The 19,446-nt window shown below is 63.4% G+C and carries 12 protein-coding genes and 1 pseudogene; 5 read left to right on the top strand and 8 right to left on the bottom strand.

Annotated elements, in window-relative coordinates; genetic code table 11:
- Positions 1-5: 5 nt before the first annotated feature.
- Positions 6-539, bottom strand: a pseudogene (locus IPP90_12890) (IS630 family transposase).
- 258 nt (positions 540-797) lie between these two features.
- Between IPP90_12890 and IPP90_12885 the strand changes: the two are divergent.
- Complete coding sequence (locus tag IPP90_12885; GenBank protein ID MBL0171603.1) at positions 798-2,504, top strand: glycosyltransferase family 39 protein; 1,707 nt, start codon at positions 798-800, stop codon at positions 2,502-2,504.
- Positions 2,505-2,611: 107 nt separating this feature from the next.
- On the opposite strand, the gene IPP90_12880 is transcribed toward IPP90_12885, so the two are convergent.
- The 3 genes from IPP90_12880 to IPP90_12870 all read right to left on the bottom strand — a co-directional run bounded on the left by IPP90_12880 (position 2,612) and on the right by IPP90_12870 (position 9,458).
- Complete coding sequence (locus IPP90_12880) at positions 2,612-4,969, bottom strand: RNA-binding transcriptional accessory protein (protein MBL0171602.1); 2,358 nt, start codon at positions 4,967-4,969, stop codon at positions 2,612-2,614.
- A gap of 186 nt (positions 4,970-5,155) precedes the next feature.
- Entirely contained in the window at positions 5,156-8,461 is a 3,306-nt protein-coding gene (locus IPP90_12875; GenBank protein MBL0171601.1) for a PD40 domain-containing protein, read from the bottom strand.
- An 82-nt stretch (positions 8,462-8,543) separates the two neighbouring features.
- A complete protein-coding gene (locus tag IPP90_12870; GenBank protein ID MBL0171600.1) occupies positions 8,544-9,458 on the bottom strand; it encodes a hypothetical protein in 915 nt (304 codons plus the stop codon).
- A 116-nt stretch (positions 9,459-9,574) separates the two neighbouring features.
- On the opposite strand from IPP90_12870, the gene IPP90_12865 reads away from it, so the two are divergent.
- Together IPP90_12865 and IPP90_12860 are read left to right on the top strand one after the other, a co-directional pair.
- Complete coding sequence (locus IPP90_12865; GenBank protein ID MBL0171599.1) at positions 9,575-10,945, top strand: MFS transporter; 1,371 nt, start codon at positions 9,575-9,577, stop codon at positions 10,943-10,945.
- A gap of 36 nt (positions 10,946-10,981) precedes the next feature.
- A complete protein-coding gene (locus tag IPP90_12860; protein ID MBL0171598.1) occupies positions 10,982-12,352 on the top strand; it encodes a 1-acyl-sn-glycerol-3-phosphate acyltransferase in 1,371 nt (456 codons plus the stop codon).
- Here IPP90_12860 and IPP90_12855 read toward each other — a convergent pair.
- From IPP90_12855 to IPP90_12840, 4 genes are all read right to left on the bottom strand, one after another.
- Positions 12,345-12,710: a hypothetical protein gene (locus tag IPP90_12855; GenBank protein ID MBL0171597.1), complete on the bottom strand. Its 366-nt coding sequence runs from the start codon at positions 12,708-12,710 to the stop codon at positions 12,345-12,347. The two genes, IPP90_12860 and IPP90_12855, sit on opposite strands and share 8 nt — an antisense overlap.
- A 104-nt stretch (positions 12,711-12,814) precedes the next feature.
- Complete coding sequence (locus IPP90_12850; GenBank protein ID MBL0171596.1) at positions 12,815-13,204, bottom strand: prepilin-type N-terminal cleavage/methylation domain-containing protein; 390 nt, start codon at positions 13,202-13,204, stop codon at positions 12,815-12,817.
- A gap of 246 nt (positions 13,205-13,450) precedes the next feature.
- The gene (gene polA / locus IPP90_12845; protein ID MBL0171595.1) at positions 13,451-16,417 is read right to left on the bottom strand and encodes a DNA polymerase I; all 2,967 of its coding nucleotides are present in this window, start codon (positions 16,415-16,417) and stop codon (positions 13,451-13,453) included.
- Positions 16,414-17,754 (bottom strand): GWxTD domain-containing protein, encoded by a 1,341-nt coding sequence (locus IPP90_12840; protein MBL0171594.1) that lies wholly within the window; start codon positions 17,752-17,754, stop codon positions 16,414-16,416. The genes polA and IPP90_12840 overlap by 4 nt, the downstream gene beginning before the upstream one ends.
- 159 nt (positions 17,755-17,913) lie before the next feature.
- On the opposite strand from IPP90_12840, the gene IPP90_12835 reads away from it, so the two are divergent.
- Together IPP90_12835 and pyrE are read left to right on the top strand one after the other, a co-directional pair.
- Positions 17,914-18,846 (top strand): serine/threonine protein kinase, encoded by a 933-nt coding sequence (locus IPP90_12835; GenBank protein ID MBL0171593.1) that lies wholly within the window; start codon positions 17,914-17,916, stop codon positions 18,844-18,846.
- 1 nt (position 18,847) lies between these two features.
- Positions 18,848-19,435: an orotate phosphoribosyltransferase gene (gene pyrE, locus IPP90_12830; GenBank protein MBL0171592.1), complete on the top strand. Its 588-nt coding sequence runs from the start codon at positions 18,848-18,850 to the stop codon at positions 19,433-19,435.
- The last annotated feature ends 11 nt before the right edge of the window (positions 19,436-19,446 follow it).

Here is a 19,446-nt window from a genome sequence, read left to right as displayed (position 1 = left end):
ACGTGTGGGTTCTGATTCGATTTCCTGATGTAGTCCTCGATGGTCGCGATGAGATCGGGCACGCTGTCGAAGGTATCACGTCGGATGCGCTTGTCGGTGAGATCGCGAAACCAGCGCTCCACGAGATTGAGTCACGAGCTTGACGTCGGCGTGAAGTGCAGGTGCAGGCGCGGATGCCGTTTCAGCCAGCGTTTGACAGCCGGATGCTTGTGGGTGCCGTAGTTGTCGACGATGAGGTGCAGGACCAGGTCGGCGGGCGTTTCGTCGTAGGTCTTCTTGAGAAAGCGGATGAACTCCTGATGCCGATGGCGCGGCATGCAGTCGCCGATCACGTGGCCATCCAGCAGGCGGAGCGCGGCAAACAGCGTCGTCGTCCCGTTGCGTTTGTAGTCGTGCGTGATCGTCCCGCACCGCCCTTTCTTGAGCGGCAGGCCCGGTTGCGTCCGATCCAGCGCTTGAATCTGCGACTTCTCATCGACACACAACACCAGCACGCGATCCGGCGAATTGAGGTACAACCCGACGATGTCCACCAGTTTCTCGACGAACGCTTTGTCGCGGCTCAGCTTCAACGTCGTGGTCAGTGCGGCCTGCCGGTCGGCGTCTTGCCCGCTTTCTGTCGCAAGAGCACTGAATGCAAGGCTCTCGCTTGGTGCTATCCGACATCTGCGGTCAGCATCGTGATCAGCTTGCGACAAACTGCCTTCGACAACTTAAGCCGTCCTCCAGGGCCGGTGTCCGCAGTTTTTTCCGGGCCAGATTGATCGATGATACTTCACTCAACTCAGAGCGACTCCATGACTGACGAGGGCAAACAAGGGCGAACGGAGGCTGATCTCCCTGCGCGGCCATTCAACTCTATGGCGCCGGGCCTCGCGAAGGGACTCGCGTTATTGACACTTTGTTTTGTCATAGTCGGGAGCCTTTTGCGTCTAGCGCGTCTGGTCGGTTCACGGCCGCTTTGGGAAGATGAAGCGTTTCTCGCTCTCAATTTTCTCACGCGATCCTCTGCGGAATTGCTAAAGCCGTTGGATTCGGTACAGCTCTCGCCGCTCGCGTTCGTCGCCGCCGAATGGAGTATTGTGCAGCTCGGCGGACGCAGCGAAGTGGCGCTGCGCTGGCTACCGTGTGTCGCAGGCGTGCTCGCCCTCGTCTTGTTGCACCGCGTGTGCCGTCGAGTTCTCGATCCGCTCGGAGCGCTCTTTGCGACGGCGTTCGCGGCTTTTTCACCGTTGCTGCTCGACTATTCAGTCGAGCTCAAATCGTACAGCTTCGACTTGTTGGCCACTGCCGCGATGATGCAAGTGACCCTCGATGTTGCTGAGCAGCGCGGCGAGCGCCGGACGCTTGCTGTGTGGGCCATCGTGGCGTTCGTTGTGGCCCTGATTTCGACGGCGGCGCCGCTCATAGTGGCGGGCGCTGGTGCCACCGGGATGGTCGCGCTATGGAGATACCGCGCGCGTTCAGCAGCAGGGCATCTGCTATTGGCCGGGTTCCCTGCCGCTATCGCATTTCTCTTTCAATTTCTGACGATCTACAGCTCGCCATCAACGCTTCAAGGAATGCAATCGTACTGGCAAGGGAACTTCATCGAGTTCGGGCTTCCTGAGACCTTGCTGGGTCTGGCGCGAACGCTGCGCGAGCTCTGGTTGAATCTGTTGTTTGGCTCGGCCGCCGAGACTTGGCTGCCGCGGCGATCGCTGTCCGCCGCACTCGTGGTGTCGGGCATCGGCGCATGGACGCTTGTGCAACAACGTTCGCTTGTGCTCACACTCCTTGTGGCGCCGTTCCTGCTTGCAGTGCTTGCGTCGATGTTACATCGCTGGCCGATGCAACCCCGCCTGCTGCTCTTCGCAGCACCGATGATTGTGATGAGCTTCGGCGCCGGCCTGTCGAGGCTCATCCAGTGCGCCCCCCTGTCGCTGCGGCTTTCCGCGATGCTGGTGATCTCGATAGTCACGCTCGGTGGTGCCGTGCGCGGCGCTGTCGAAAGTATTCAGGCGCCGGCTCACAGAGTCGAGCTCCCCTCGGCAATGGAGTACATCGGCAAGCAGCCCCATTCGGTGCCAGTGGCGTATGTATCGGCGCATTTCCTCGCCGCGTGTCGCTACTACACAGCGTGGCATCCGCGTCGTGAACAACTCGTCGGGCAGACGGTTGGAACAGAGTGCCAGTTGCGGGGCACCCGTGTGCTGTACGGACGATGGCCGGAAGCAGATCAAAGTGCGACGCGTATCGATGGGACTGTCGTATCGAGTCCTAATGCGTGGATTGAAGAGGAGGCCGAGCGAATCCTTGCTGTCTCGGAACGAGAAGTCTGGCTCGTGTTGCCCGAGGACGGGCCAGCGCTGCTGTCTCGGCTCGGCGCGCGAGGCGCCGTGCAACGTTCTGCGTGGCGCGCGTCGGGCGTTCTAGTGCTTCGCTTCAGTGTTCCGCCACGCAGCCCGCGATCAGCTGGCGCTGCGGCCGCCAACGCGGTCAAATCACGTACGGACCCGGCATAGTGCTGGGAGAGGTGGGGCAGGAACCAGCGTTGTCGGCCAACGCCTTTCAACCGACTGTAGCTTCATCGCGTCATGGTAGGTACCTCCCGAGCGGGAAAGCGCTCCCGCTACTTGAACCGCATCCCGTTCGGCGCCACCGCCCCCTTTGTCGGCACAAAGCCCGGCCCACCCGGTAATGTGTTTGTTCCTCGTGACCCGCCCTGCCCCGCCCGTTCTCGCGGCTCACGGGCGCGGACATCGGCGCGCGTACCACCCGATTCGCCACCCGAGGCAGCTGGTGCGCCGGCCACACCGCCATCTTTGCGCATGCTCAAGGCAATGCGACCGCGCGCCAGATCGATGCTTTGCACCGTGACCTTCACCCGCTGACCAACCTTCACCACGTCATTGGGATCTTTCACGTAGCGATCGGCAATCTGACTCACGTGCACCAATCCATCCTGGTGCACGCCGACGTCCACGAAGCATCCAAAGGCGACGATGTTCGTGACGACCCCCTCCAGCACCATGCCCGACAGTAGGTCGGACGGCTTGGTGAGATCGTCGCGAAAGGCCGGTGGCTCGAAACCCGCGCGCGGATCGCGGCCCGGCTTCTTGAGCTCGGCCACAATGTCGCGCAGCGTTGGCATACCGGCATCATCGCTCACGTACCTGGCGAGCTCGATGGATTCGGCCAAGGCCTCGTTGCCAACCAGGGCGCGTACGTCAACGCCAAGATCAGACGCCATGCGCTGAACCAACGCATACCGCTCAGGATGCACAGCGCTGGCATCCAGCGGATGGGTGCCACCACGCACACGCAGAAAACCCGCCGCCTGTTCAAACGCCTTGGCGCCCAGTCGTGGCACGGCCTTGAGGTCAGCGCGCGACGTGATCCCGCCCTTGCTATCGCGCAACGTCACGATGCTCTGCGCGAGACCCGGACCAATTCCGGCCACGTACGCCAGCAAGGCGGCCGACGCCGTGTTCACTTCAACGCCGACGCGATTCACGCAGCTTTCGACGATATCATCGAGTCGTTGCTTGAGACGCCCCTGATTCACGTCGTGTTGATACTGGCCCACGCCAATCGACTTGGGATCGATCTTCACCAACTCGGCCAGCGGGTCTTGCAAACGGCGCGCAATGGACACCGCGCCACGCAACGACACGTCCAGCTCGGGGAATTCGCTGCGCGCCAAATCACTCGCCGAATACACCGACGCGCCCGCCTCATTGACCACCACCACCTGGGGACGCGCACCACTCACCGGCACATCGAGCTCGCGCAGCGCGGCCTTGGTGAGCGTTTCCGTTTCTCGACTGGCTGTCCCGTTGCCAATCGCAATGAGCTCCGGTGTGAACCGCTCGGCCAACGCACGGATTGCGCCAGCGAAACGGTCTTCCTGATGCAGATACAGAGTGTCGGTATGGACCAGGGCACCGGTGGCACTCACCACCGCCACTTTCACACCGGTGCGGAACCCGGGATCGAGGCCAACCACCCGCTTTTCTCCTGCTGGCGGCGAGAGCAACAATTGTTCGAGGTTGCGACCGAAAATCGTGATCGCCTCCTCGTCGGCGCGCGTCTTGAGTTCGACACGTAGTTCCACTTCAATGGCTGGCGACAGCAATCGTTTGTAGGCATCGGTGGCCACGAGCGTGAGTTGCTGTACGGCCCGACGCGTGCCGGTGACATCACGAGCCATGCGCGCCTGGATCTCTTCCACCGGCGCTTCAACACGCCAGAACAGCTCGCCCTCGGCTTCACCGCGACGGATCGCCAACATACGGTGGCTCGGAATGGTTCCCAGCGCCTCGGTATACTCGAAGTAGTCCTTGAACTTCGAATCGTCGCTGCGCTTCTCGGGAATCACACTGCTCTTCACCGCGCCCTTCGCGCGGGTCACTTCGCGCACCCACCCACGCACCACCGCATCTTCGGCCACCTGCTCGGCGAGAATGTCCCGCGCGCCTTGCAACGCTGCATCGACACTCGGTATCTCGGACGGTTTTCCGTCCGCTTCCGGTAGCACATACTCCGCGGCACGAACGAGCACCGCCGCGTCATCCATCGCGCCGTCCCACAATACCTCGGCCAGCGGTCCAAGCCCACGCTCGCGCGCGATCATCGCCCTAGTGCGGCGTTTGGGCTTGAACGGCAGGTACAGGTCTTCGAGTGCCTGCTTGGTGTCGGCGGCCAGAATGGACGCCTTGAGCGCGGCGTCCAGCTTGCCCTGCTCATCGATGCTCTTGAGAATCGCCGCGCGACGCTCTTCCATCTCATGGAGGTATTCAGCGCGATCGCGCACGTCACGCAGTTGGACCTCGTCCAGCCCGCCGGTAACTTCCTTGCGATAGCGGGCGACAAACGGCAGCGTGGCGCCTTCGGCAAACAGGGCCAACGTGCTGCGAACCTGTTGCGGATTGATGGACAGTTCGGTCGCGACGCGCGCGACGAGAGCGGGAGCAAGCGGTTCAGTCATGAGGCGGAAAGTAGACGCCGTGCACGCTGAATTCTATGGAGACGGGAGAATGAAGACGGGAGACGGGAGACGTCCAGCCGACATGCAGAGTATCCGGCCGGACGTCTCCCGTCTCCCGTCTTCATTCTCCCGTCTCCAAACGCCTGTCTCAAACTCCCAGCGGTGCCCTCTGGTGACTCCTTCGGCTCAATTCTCGCTGGTAATCTTCTTCGGCGCCCCGGCCTTCAGCATCTTCACCGCTTCTTCAATCGCCGTCTTGAGCTCGCGATCAAACTTCTTGAGCTCATCCATCGGCGAATTTTTCACCCACACATCGGGTGGCACACCGAGGTTTTCGAGATTCACACCGTAGTTGTTCGGGCGGGTGGGATCGTACGTGATGACCAGTGAGCCAGGCGTGCGAATGGTGCCACCGTTGATCAGGTTGTAGCTGCCAGTGGCGATCACCGCAGCCGCGGTGGGATTGCCGACGATGCGACCGAGGCCCAGCTGGCGAAACGCCATGGGTGTGACTTCGCTGTCCGACCCGGAACGCGCGTTCACCATCATGACCTTCGGCCCGGCGATGGCCTGACGCGGGCGACGGCCCCAGGTGCGTGAACCGGTGCGCTGATTCCAGAACTGGTATGGCTGCCGCTCGAGGATATCGATGATCTCCTGATCGATGTTGCCGCCACCGTTGTATCGGATGTCGACAATGATGCCCTTCTTGTTCGAGAACTGGTCAATCTCGTTGCGGAATCGCGCCAATGACGGCTGGTCCATGGCGCGGATGTGCACATACGCGATATCGCCCTTGGTGTCCTTCTCCACCGTCTCCCGATTGGAGGCCACCCACTCCTCGTACTTGATGTCAGTGAGCGAGGTGACACTGGCAATGCGCACCGTGCGCGCATTCTCGCCGGTGGCGGACTTTGCCACCTTCACCGGGATGTACTCGTTGACGGTGGTGCTCAAGATCTTCCAGTAGTTGTCGCCGGACTTCACCTCTGCCCCGTCAATCGCCATCACGTAGTCACCCTCCGCGAGCCCCAGCCACTCCTTGTCGGCCGGCCCCTCACGGTAGATGTGTCCAATGCGGTATCGGCCGGCATCACTGGGTTCAAGTTCGAAACCCAGGAAGCGCGTGGTGTACACGCGCGGCATGGCGCGACTGGGCGGTCCGTTCACGCCGGTGTGCGATGCATTGAGTTCGCCGATCATTTCGTTGGCGAGGTCGTACACGTCTTCGTTGGTGCCAACCGCGCGCAGCAGTGGCTTGTAGCGCGACTTGATCGCGTCCCAATCGCGGCCGTGCATCTTCTCGTCGTAAAAGCGGTACTTCATCACACGCCACGACTCCTCGAACAGCTGATTCCACTCGGCCCGTCGATCCACGCGTACCGGGAAGCTGAACGCCACCGGATCGGCGCGTTGCGGCGTGGCGATGACCAGCTTCGAAATCTCGGTGCCGGCCGCGACGGCTCCCCCGTCGCTGTCACCGCCGGCGCGCGCTGCCCGCCGAAAGAAGATGGCGCGTCGATCGGCCGTGGGGATCATGCCCGGATACATGCCACCGGCAATGCGACGGCGATTCTGTCCGTCGATTCCAATGCTGAACAGTCCCACGTTGGGGTTTTCAGGATCCACCGGCGCCGCCGCGCCCTGTCCGCCGCCGAATCCGCCGCCGCCGCCAACAGTGAACGTGATCGACCGACCATCGCGGGCGAGGAAGAACGCACCCACGCCGATCGTTCCGCGCGTCAGCTGCATGGCGCGCTTCTCGATGCCTTCGGCATCGATGCGCACCGAGAGCGGCGCCGGGGTCGCACTCGCCGTCGAGTCGGCGCGCTCGGTGCGTGCGGCGCCGCCGCCATTCCCCGCCGCCCGCCGCTGCCGTTCGCGCACCAGCGGATCATTCGGATCGTCCGTGAGTTTTGCCAGCGATGCGACGAACAGCTGCGAGATACCGTTGTCGCGTGATGACGTGAACACGACATGACGACCGTCGGGTGTGATGATCCCGTTCCCGTCGGTGAATGGGTTCTTCGTCACGTTCACATCCTTCTTCGCGCGCACGTCGAAGACAAACACGTCGGCGTTCTGGTCGTCATCGCGCTTGGTGTAGCTCAGCCAGTTGCCGTCGGACGTATAGGCGCCAAGGGTGAAACCACCGGCCTCGTTGTACGCCAGTTCGCGCACCGCACCACCCGTCGCATCCACTTCCCACAAGCGGTTCGCACCGGTGTAGGCGAGCTTCTGCGAGTTGGGCGCCCAGGTAATGTCGGCCTTCACGGATGGCTGCGTGGTCAGCTTGCGGCGCTGTCCCGATGCCATGTCGTACATCCACACTTCCTCGTCACCGGACTCGTCGGAGATGTACGCAATGCGACGACCATCGGGACTCCACACTTGCGACCGCTCACGCCAGGGCGAACTGGTCACCGACGTCTTTTCGCCCACGCCGCTTTCGGCGGGCACGATCATGATCTCACCGTGAAAGTCCACCGCGAGATAGTCACCCGTCGGCGAAGGCGCGAAGCCATCGGCGCGGTTGGTCGTGGTCAGCACCTCCACCTCGTTCTCCTTCGCATCGAACGCCATCCGGATGGCCAACTTCTTCGGCTTGCCACCCGGCACCTCCAGCGTCCATAGGTCGAAATCATTCTCATAAATGAGATGCCGACCGTCCGGTGAGATCGCCGGAAACTGCACTCCGTCTTCCTTGTGCGTCGTCACCTGCTGCGGTGACCCGCCCGTTGGCGGAACGCGCCAGATGTTGAAGATGCCGTCTCGTTCCGACGCGAAGTAGATCAATCCATCCGCACCCCACATCGGATGCACGTCGTGCGTCGCCGTCTTGTACTGCTTGAGATCGGTATCGGTGAGTTCGGTGATCTGTCCCGACTTGAGATCCTGTACCGCAATGTCCGCGTTGCTGTTGCCGCGATATCCTTTGCGCCAATAGCTGGGCAGTGTGCGGTTGAAGGCCACTTGTGTGGCGTCCTGCTTGATCATGCCCGAGCGTCCAAAGTCCATCGCCATGGGGCGCGGTGCGGAACCGTCCAGCGTTATGCGATAGAGCGGCGAGCCGAAGGGATGCGTGCCGCGATTGCTCGTGAACACGATCTCGCGTCCGTCGGGCGTCCAGTACAGCGCCTGATCATCGCCGGAATGCCAGGTGAGCTGTTTCGGTTCACCCCCGCTCGCGGCCACGATGTACACGTCGTTGTTGCCCATGCGATTGCTGGTGAACGCAATCCATTGGCCATCGGGCGAGAAGCGCGGCATGAAATCGCGCGCCACGTTGGCGGTCAGCCGTCGCGGATTGGCACCGTCGGGCTCGGCCAGCCAGATATCGTCCTGATACGTGAAGGCAATCCTGCCATCGTTCGCGACATGTGCGTAGCGCGCAAACTTGATGGGTTCCGTGGTCTGCGCCGGAAGGGACCACGGCGCGAGGAAAGCCGCGGCTGACGCGGCCTTGAGGAGTTGACGGTAAGCGATGCGCATCGGAGGCGGGGCATGGGGACCGGAGCACGAATCCCCGCAAACGTGTCGCCCGCAACAGGGCCGCGCCAGTCAGCGCCGCGCGTCAGTTACAGCCGGCGACCGCGCTCTCCCACTGCAGGCGCCATCCGGCAGTCCCTCGGGTCAGCACAGCGGCGCCAAGCGCAACGCCGTCGTCACGGCCAAACAACAGGTGCACGTCGCCGGACCGACCGGCGCGAAAAGCCAGTAGCGGTTCTGCCACCACCAATTCGTCTTCGCTGCCGGAAGCGCGTTCGTGCCACGCGACAGCCCATTTTCGCGAATCCGCTCCGGTCTGATCGACGACCACAACCAGTCGTTCTTCGCGGGGTGCGTCTTCCTGATTCACCCGCCGGGCCAGAGTGGCCACAATGAAGTCGGTCTCGAGTCCCTTGGTGCGCCAGGCGCGCAGCACGACAAACGGCAGTCCACGAAACGTGGCCACGGTGTCATCCGGCAGCGCCGACGCCAGCCGCGCCAGATCGACCGCCAACCGCGTTGAATCGCGAGACGAGAGCCCCTCGATGGAGTCGAGTGCGATGGCAACGACCCGTCCTTTCGCGAACGCCGCGGTCCAGGGCGCACTGGAGCCATCCGCAACCGCGAGCCGCGCCACCGGCCAGGCCGTGCATCCAGGCTCCGACCGCGATGCGCTCTCGACAGTGAGCCGCGCTGTACCGACACGGCCTCCGCGGGCGAACAGTTCGACCTGTCCATCACCCAGCTCCACCCCGATCCCGACCGTATCGCCGACGGTCAGTTCGGTGCTTTCCGGGCGAAGCACTGAGCCCGCCGCGAGTCCGCCATCCACGGTCGGCAGCACGAGGAACGGTCCGGCATCGACGTTCCAGCCGCTTGCTACGGGTCCGGCGGAGGGAAGCGCGCCCGTGCTGTCCGTTGGTACCCCGACAGTGGACTCGCGATTTCCCGGCGCCGGCGCGCGATCGCAGGCCAACACACCGGCACTGGAGATCAGCATGAACGCGCTGGTCCGCCAGACGGCAGATTGCACTACGTCGCGTAACCGACTGGACAGAAGGGTGACTGACACAGACACTAATCTGTCGAAGTTCCCCTTTCATTACGAGACTCTCCATGGCCACTGGCCAATCGGCTTCCCGCGGCATCCTGAATGCCCTTGGTCTGCACCGCCGCGAGTTGCGGGCCTGGGCGATGTACGATTGGGCCGTCTCCTCGATGCAGACGGTCATCTCCACAGCCGTCTTTCCAATCTTTTTTTTGAAAGTCGCCGCTGCGGGCATGACACCGGCACAGGGCACCCAGGCGCTGGGTGTCGCCAACACCGTCGCCGCGGTATTCATTGCCGTCCTCGCGCCCATCCTTGGTGCCATCGCCGACTACAAGGCGGCGAAGAAGCGCTTTCTGGTGGGTTTCATGCTGTTGGGCGTGACGGCCACGGCGCTGATGTTCCTCATTCAGCACGGTCAGCTGCTGTTCGCGTCGATCCTGTTCGTGCTGTCGATGGCCGGCGCCAGCGGCAGCATGACCTTCTACGAATCGCTCCTCCCGCATATCGCCGCCGAGGATGAGATGGATCGCGTCTCGACCGCGGGATACGCATTGGGATACATCGGCGGTGGCCTGTTGCTGGCCATCAACCTGGCGTGGATCACCAACCCCGCCGCCTTTGGATTGCCATCAGGCGACGGACTGACGCCGGCCCAAGCCACCCTGCCTTCCCGTCTCGCGTTTCTCTCCGTGGGCGTGTGGTGGCTGCTGTTCTCCATTCCCGTGTTGCGACGGGTGCCTGAACCGCCGCGCACCATCGAGGCGGATGAAGTCGCGACCGCCAATCCATTCGTCGTAGCGTTCACGCGCCTGGGTGAGACGCTGCGCGAGCTGCGCAGCTACAAGCAGGCCGCGCTCGCGATGCTGGCGTTCACGATCTACAACGATGGCATCCAGACCATCGTGAAGATGGCCACGGCCTTCGGATCGGAAATCGGGATCGGACAGCAGGACCTGATCACCGCCATCCTGCTGGTGCAGTTCATCGGCATTCCGTTTGCCTTTGGCTTCGGTGCCCTGGCCGGCAAACTGGGCACGAAGCGTTCGATCTTTCTCGGCCTCGTGGTCTACACGGGCATCTGCATTTTCGCCTACGGCATCGATTCCACTCGCGAGTTCTACATTCTGGCCTGCCTGGTTGGATTGGTGCAGGGCGGCACGCAAGCGCTCAGCCGCTCGCTGTTTGCCAACATGATTCCGAAGCACAAGAGTGGTGAATTCTTCGGCTTCTACTCCGTGTTCGAGAAGTTCGGTGGCATTCTCGGCCCGCTGGTGTTTGCCGTCGCGGTCGGACAGAGCGGCAGCAGCCGCGTGGCCATCCTCTGGGTCATCGCGTTCTTTGTCGTGGGCGGCGCGTTGCTGGCCTTTGTCAACGTGCCCGAGGGTGAACGGGCGGCGCGGGCGGCAGATGCCACGGCACGCACCATTGCCAACTGACACGAGTCCGCTCACCCTCCGGCAACCGCATTTCGCGTGCTCTATGAAGCGCTCAAGCCGGTCATCGGCATCGCCCTGCATTGGTACTATCGCTCGCTGAGCATCGCCAATCTCGAGCGCATTCCGCGCGAGGGACCGGTGTTTCTGGCCGCGAATCACCCCAATTCCCTCACCGACGCGATGGTGGTGGGGTGGACGTCGCCACGGCGTGTACGATTCACCGCCAAGGCGACACTGTTTGCCAATCCGCTGTCGGCGGGATTTCTGCGCGCCGTCGGCGTGGTCCCCCTCCGTCGCTCGGCCGACGAGAAGTCTTCAACACCCGATGGCGCGCCGGCGCCGACGGTGCCCGACGCCGCGCGCAACGCCGCATCATTTGCCGCCGTGGCCGACGCACTCGCCGAGCAATCGTGCATTGTGGTCTTCCCGGAAGGCAAGACGCATGACGAGCCGTACATGGCGCCTGTCCGCACGGGCCTCGCGCGCATGGCGCTGATGGCGCGCGACGAACGCGGCGTGCAGGGCATTCGCATCGTGCCCATCGGGTTGCTGTTTGAGCGAAAGGCGGAACCGCGCACGCGCATCCTGCTGCAGGTGGGCGAGCCGATCGACGTGGACGGCCTTGGCAGCGGCCCTTCGACCGTGGCGACACTGACGGAGCTGATCGAGCAGCGTCTCCGCGCCATGACGCTCAATTTCGAGAGTCGCGCGGACGCCGAGCGCATCCAGCTGCTGAGTGAAACACTGGTGGCGCTGATGGAGCCTGAGACGAGCGTGGACGAAGGCGCGCCCCCATTGGCTCGCACGCTGGCGCTCGTGCGTCGTATCGAACGCGCCCAGCAGACGCTGCGCGCGCGGAATGATGCGTCCACGTCGGCACGCATCGATCTCTTTGAGCAACGGTTGCGCGCGTGGCGCGAACGGTTGGCCAACGCCCGTATCGATGTCCACGACGTGTCCATCGATCTCTCGACCTCACTCGGTGCGCGCTTCGTGGTGCGCGAGATGGCCATTGCCACCGTGATGGTCCCGATCAGCTTGTGGGGTCGTGTCACGCACATCGTGCCCATTCGGCTCGCGCGCTACCTGGCCCTGCGCAACGTCACCGCGCTGGATGAACCGCCGATGCGCACGTTCATCGTGGGCCTCGTCCTGGTGTTGGCGTCCTACGTCGTGCTCACGACGTTGGTGGGACTGGCCTTCGGACCGTGGTGGGCCCTGGCCTTCTTCGCGTCGTTGATTCCGTCGGCCAGCAGTGACTTGCGGTATGGGGACCGGATGCGTCGTGTCCGGGCACGCGCGCGCGCCTTTCGTCTCTTCCGAAAGGATCCCTCGTTGCAGGCGTCACTCCTGGCCGATGCCGATTGGCTGCGCGTGGAGGCGGGGGCGCTGGAGAGTATCAAGTAGGAAGTCGTAGCCGTTCGTCCGCCGGCGGATACACCGGTCCGCCAAGATCCCAATGCCACGCGTCGCGTCGCAGCGCGGTGCGCGGATCGCGCAGTGGCTTGTATTGCAGGCGATTGGCCGGAATGCCCAGGGCGGCCCCATACGCGAGCAATCGCGCCTGATCGGTGCTCACCAAATGCACCATCGGACGCCCTAGCCAGACGTGCCGATGCAACCAGACACCGCCGTCCATGGCGTGGATCATGCCATCGCGCCGTTTGGTGAACTCGCGAGCACCCACTGCACGGTTGGCCGCCAGCAGGCGTGCCGTACGGCGCTGGTGATCAGGGTCCTGGGCGATCGACGGAAGATCGGACATGGCAGGCATTCTAACGGCCCGCGCCTGTCCCGCGACGGCCACAATAGCGAACGCCGGCCCGAATCCGGGCCGGCGTTCAGAGGTGGGTGCCAGTCGGGGGCGCGCTACTGGCAGGCCACCTGTCCTTCGGCCGTCGCCGCACCAACCGGCGACGCCTGACCATAGAAAACCGCGCACGTGAGTGGCGCCGCGGAGGGGTGGGTCGCGGTGGCCGACCAGCCGCGTCCGTTTGCCTCGGTGATCGTCATGATCACACCCTTGGACGGCACAAACGTCAAAGACCCCATGCCCGTGGCGTACGTCTCGTTGTAGTAGAAGTAGTCCTCCTGCACCGACGACAAGTTCCGCAGATCACTCTTGAGCGAGGTGGCGAACGCCTTTCCCTTGGTGTTCTGGAACTTCGGGATCGCGATGGCCGCGAGGATGCCAATGATCACCACCACGATCAACAATTCGATGAGGGTGAAGCCTCTCGCCGTGCGGGAGTTGGACATGCGGTTCTCTCGGTCGAAAGCTCGGAATTTTGAGGTCGGCAGCGCCGGCCGGCGAGGATGGAGTCTCGCCCACTGCCGGTCTTCATAGCAACGCCGATGCCGTAACTCTAATTGACCGTTAACCTGTTATATAGCAATGCATTAGCTCATCACTGGACTGCTTTCACGAGCCGTAGGACTCTTGCACCACTCGGGATTCCGTGCAAAGTGCAAGAGCGCACGCCGTGAGGATCGGGGCCGATCTTCTCAGCTTTTTGCGGCCACCCAGTCCCGACCCACCCCCATGTCCACCAGTAGGGGCACGTTCAGTGACGTCGCTCCCTCCATCTCCTGCTTGACCAGGGCGCGGAGCGTCGGCTCCTCCCCAGGGGCCACTTCGAACACCAGTTCATCGTGCACTTGAAGCAGCATGCGAGAGGCCAGCTGTTGACGCTCCAATGCCCGATGGATGCGGATCATCGCCATCTTGATGAGATCGGCGGCCGATCCCTGAATCGGTGCGTTGGCCGCGACCCGCTCGCCGAACGCTCGCATGTTGCGGTTGCGCTCGGCCAGCTCCGGAATGTAGCGGCGGCGTGTGAACAGCGTTTCCGCATAGCCGCGCTGCTTGGCATCCGTCACGCACTGCTCCAGAAACGCCTTCACGCCGGCGAAACGCTCGAAGTAGGTCTCAATGAACGCCTTCGCCTCGGCATGCGCGATCTTGAGCTGCTGCGACAGTGCATGCGCGCCCTGTCCGTAAATGGTCGCGAAGTTGATGGTCTTCGCGCGCGCGCGCATCTCACCCGTCACCTCGGCCAGATCAACGCCGAAAATGATCGCCGCCGTCTGCCGGTGAATATCGCCGCCCGCCCGGAATGCCGACACGAAGGCGGGATCGCCGGATAGATGTGCCAGCAACCGCAACTCGATCTGCGAGTAGTCGGCCGACAGCAACTGCCATCCATCGCGCGCCACAAAGCCCCGTCGGATCTCGCGTCCCAATTCGCGTCGCACCGGAATGTTCTGCAGGTTCGGATCGCTGGACGACAACCGACCCGTCGCCGCGACCGTCTGGTTATACGAGGTATGCAGGCGCTGATCACGCGGATTGATCATCCGCGGCAGCGCATCGATGTAGGTCCCTTCGAGTTTGAAGAGTTCCCGATACTCCATCAACAACGTGGGTAACGTGTGGCCGTCTTCGGCCAGTTCCAGCAACACACTCGCGTCGGTGGACGGCCCGGTCGCCGTCTTCTTCTTGACCGGCAAGCCAAGCTTCTCGAAGAGGATTTTTCGCAGCTGCGGATTGGAGTTGATGTTGAACTCCTCCCCCGCTTCCCCGTAAATGGCCTGCTCCACCTTTTCCCGCTCGGCCTTGAATCGCGTCTTGAGCGAGGCAAACCACGCGAGATCAATGGCGATACCCTCCCATTCCATCTCAGCCAGGACCTCAACCAGCGGCACTTCCATGTCGGCCAACAGCTCGCGCATCCCATGGTCGGCGAGCATTGGCTCGAACCGCGCGCGCAAACGCATGGCCACATCCACGTCTTCACACGAATAGTCACGCGCGGCATCCACCGGCACGACATTGAACGGCAGCTGCGAGCGCCCCTTGCCGCACAGCTGCTCGTACGACGTCATCGTGTGACCCAGAAACTCGAGGGCCAGCACCTCGAGACCGTGGGATCGCCGGCCGGGATCGAGCACGTAGCTGGCCAGCATGGTGTCAAACTCCAGCCCGGCCAATCGCACGCCGCAGCCGCGCAATACCAGCACGTCATACTTGGCGTTCTGCGCGATCTTTCGAACCGACGCGTCTTCCAGCATCGCGCGCAATGGTGCCATCTCGGTGCGGTCGAGGGGTGGGAGATTCACCGCTTCCGGTGTCCCCGCGTTGATGCGTCGACCGGCAATGCCGGATTCCCCCGAGAGCAGCAGCAGATTTCCGCTGCCGTCATCTCCGCGGTGCGCGAACGGCAGGTAGTACGCCTCGCCCGGTGCCACGGCGATGGACAGGCCCACCAGATGCGCGCGCAAGGCATCGACGACAACCGGCGAATCCACGTCCGTGATGGTTTCGGTGTCGAGCGCGATGAACGGCACGTCCCGCACACGCGTCAGCAGCGCGTCCAGCGCCGCCATCGAGTCCACCGTGACATACGTCGCATCGGCTAGCACGGACACACCACTGTCGCTGGCGCGCACGTCCGGCGCGTCCGGTCGATCCGGGCCAGTCGGTGCGCCTGACGCGCGTGGCGGAATCGTCGTCGCCGTTGCCGTTGCCGACGCACTCCCCGTGGCGGGTGACGCGGTGACATCCGCGACCCCGAGATCCTTGAGCATCGACGTGAACTCGAGCTCGAGATACAGGTGTCGCAACGCCTGCAGGTCCGGCACATCCACCTGCAGGGCCTTCGGGTCCAACGCGATTGGCACGTCGCAACGAATAGTCACCAACTGCTTCGACAGCCGCGCCGTATCGGCCAGTTCCAACAGCGCTTCACGCGGCCGCTTCTTGGTGACCTCGGCGGCGTGCGCCAGAATCTCTTCGAGCGGCCCGAATTGCGCGATCAGTTCCTGCGCCGTCTTTTCGCCGATGCCCTTCACTCCCGGCACGTTGTCGGACGTATCGCCCACCATCGCGAGATAGTCGACCACGCGTTCCGGCGGCACGCCGAGACGGTCACTGCCGTTCTCGACGCCCACCCACGACTCTTCGACACTCGCCGGTCCACCACGACCCGGATTGAGCAGCCACACGCCGGGTCGCACGAGTTGCTGGAAATCCTTGTCACCGGAGACGATCACCACGTTGTAGCCGGCCTCGACGCCCTTGATCGCCAGGGTGCCGATCACATCGTCGGCCTCAAACCCCGGTACCGCCATGACCGGGATGTGATACGCGGCCAGCAACTGGGTGATGCGCTCAAGCCCGCGATCGAAATCCGCCTGCAGTTCGTCGGTGAGCTTCTCGCGTGTGGCCTTGTAGTCGGGGTACAGATCGTCGCGAAACGTTGCCCCGGAGTCATGCACCCACCCCAGCAACTCGGGTTTGTGGGTGTTCAGCAAGCGCTTCAAGAAATTGGCGATGCCCCACGCCGCGGACGTGTTCTCTCCACGACTGGTGGACAGCGGACGCGTCATGAGGGCAAAGAACGCCCGATAGATCAGGGCATAGCCATCGACCAGGAAGAGACGTGGCGCGGTGGGTTTGGCGACGTCGCTCACGGCTGCAGCGAGAGTTTGCGGCGGATCGCGTTCTCAAGCTCGGCGCGCTGCGACGTTCCCAGACGCCACCGCCCGAATCCCGTCTGATCGAGAAACACCAGCTGCAACCGCAGCGCGCGATATTCCCACACTTGCTGTCGCACGCGGGCACCCGGATCCTGCAGTCCCGTGTCGTACACGTTGTCGGGATCTCCGAGCGCCACGAACGCCGTGCCGCGATCGGTTTGCCACCCAATGGGACCATCATCGCGAAAGCGCTGATTGGCTGTGCGAATCCGGGCGAAGTAATCACGCAGCCCTTCGTGCTCCGACGTTCCGGGCACGGGATCGGTGTCCTTGAGGAACTTGGCCCACACTTCCGAGCGCGTTACCGGTGTGGCCTCGCGCAATGGCTTGAGTCGGTCGGCGGGGGCGAAATAGCGGAGGTAGTTGAGCATCTCGTCAAACGTGGCGATCGGTAGATCGTCGCCCAGACTGACCAGCAGTCGGGTGCGCGCCGTGTCGCTGCGCCCGGCCGCCGTGACCACAAGGCTCGAAATGCCAACGCCCAGTCGCGTGACCGGCACGGCAATGGTTGCGCTACGCACTTCGAGGCGTTGCGCCAGCTCTACCGTGCTGACCCAGAGTTCCTGATCCCCGTCGCCGATGACGCGCACGGTTACCGATGGCGGAGCCTGCGGGCCAACGGCCTCGAGGTACACGGGGAGCAACGAGTCGACACCGAAGGTGACGGTGCTGCGCGGCCGAGCCAGCAGTCTCGGCAGCGAATCGACCGATGTGCGGGGAATCGCTTCGTAGACGGCGATTGGGGTCGCGATCGCGCCGGCGGTCAGACGCGGCACCTCAAGCGAGACTTCTTCGGACGCGTTCCGCAGGCCGGATTCGTCCTTCAGGGCAATCGCCAGCGAATAGCGACCGGGGGCCAATCGCAGATACTGCTGCCAGATGATGCTTTCGTCGGTCCGCGACGTTTCTCGATACGTCGGTACCTTGACCGATTCCCTGGCATCAACCTGCGAGACGACCGTCGGTCCGCGACGTACCTCGACCTTGACCGAGTATTCGGCGGCGTACCGATCGCCCTCCCGCGTGAACGCGAGCGACCGTGACGGCAGCGACAGCGCCAGAAGCACCAAAGTGGTGTCCGACGAGGGCGCCGTCAGAAATGACGCCGACGCGACAAACGAAAGCGTTCCCGCGCCGGAAATGAGGCCCATGGCGCGATACAGGCGCTGCATCTCACCGGCACCCGTCAGTCCGGCGCCGGGGGCGCCGGGGAGCCCGCCTGGTCGGGGTGGCCCTCCTGCTGCGGGATCCCCGACAGTGCTGTTCTTCACGCACGCCGCGAGTAGCAGCGCCAAACCGACTAGGGCGGTACGGACAGTGCCACCGCCAATGATTCGCCGCGCACGGCGGGACCTGAGCGACGAAAGAAAAGTCATATGGGATGAAATGCTGTCTTGCACGTGGCTGCTTTCCTGCGTTAGGTTCGCCTCGTGGCTATCGAGACGCTAGTTGGAACGACGCTGGCCGGATATACGATACGCGGAAAGGTCGGCGAAGGTGGTACTTCGACGGTCTTTCGTGCCGATCATCCCAAACACGGTACCGTCGCCCTCAAGGTGCTGCGCGAAAAGCTGCAGCAGGATAAAACCGCTGTCGCGCGTTTTTTGCGCGAGGCGCAGTTCGGTGCACGGGTAGAACACCCCAATATCATCCGTACCCTAGACTACGGACAGGAAGACGGGCGCTACTATCTGGCGATTGAGTGGGCCTCCGGTGAGATCCTCGACAAGCACGCGGACAAGTCGGGGCCGCTGCCCTGCCGAGAGGTTGCGGAGATCATGTCGCAGATCTGCAGTGCCGTGCAGGCTGCCCATGACGTGAACATCGTGCATCGGGATCTCAAACCCGAGAACGTCATGTACGATCCCGCGACATTCGTGGTGAAGCTGCTGGATTTCGGAATCGCGGCCGACACAGAAGCCGCGCCCGATCAGCGACTCACGCGCGCGGGCTTCTTCGTTGGCACCCTGATGTACGTCGCGCCGGAGGCCTTGTCGGGCGAACTGGTTGGCCCAGCGGCCGACCAGTATTCGCTGGCCACGATCGCCTACTACCTGCTCTCCGGCGTGCTGCCGTACACCGGCAAGTCACCGCGCGAGCTGTTCTCCCAGCTGCTCACGCAGCCACCGGTGGCGCTCAACAAAGCCAAGCCCACGCTCACCTTTCCGGCCTCCATCGAGACGGTAGTGATGAAGGCGTTGTCCAAGGCGCCTGGCGATCGGTATCCCTCAGTTCGCGCCTATTCCGAGGCCTTCTCGGTTGCGGCGCAGGACTGCGACAAGGGCGGCAATGCCACGCCACCCACCGAGGAAGCGAAGAGTGGCCTGATGGGCAAGATGCGCGGACTGTTCGGTCGCGGCTGACGTGCCCCCCAGCCCGACCGCGCTTTCCATCTTGATCGCCCTGCTGGCCACTCGATCGGCCAAGCGGGGCGATTTCGTGCTGGCATCAGGCCGCCGCTCCTCCCTCTATGTGGACTGCCGACTCACCACCATGAGTCCCGAGGGGCAATTGGTGATTGGACGATTGGCTCTGGCGGCCTTGAACGCCACGGGTTGGCCAGTGGATGCTGTTGGCGGATTGACGCTGGGAGCCGACCCGATCTCCTACGCGATCGCGCACGCCAGTGCGCTGGCCGCCGAACGGGGCGAAGGCCAGATGGTTCGGGCCTTTACCGTTCGTAAGGAGGCGAAGCAGCACGGGACCGGGAAGCTGATTGAAGGTCCCTTTGTCCGGGGAGACCGGGTCGTGGTGGTTGAAGATGTGATCACCACCGGAGGTTCGGCCCTCAAGGCTGTTGAGGCGGTCAAGGCGGCTGGTGGCACCGTGGTTGGGGTGCTGGCCTTGGTCGACCGCGAAGAAGGCGGCCGCGAGGCCATTGAGGCCACCGGGCTTGAGGTGCGCGCCCTGGTGACTGCCTCAGCGCTCCTTGCCGAAATGCCGTCGGCCTGAGTCTCCGCGCG

It is taken from the genome of Gemmatimonadaceae bacterium (assembly GCA_016720905.1).
Classification (GTDB): Bacteria; Gemmatimonadota; Gemmatimonadetes; order Gemmatimonadales; family Gemmatimonadaceae; genus Gemmatimonas.
This window is presented reverse-complemented; position numbering and strand designations above follow the sequence as displayed.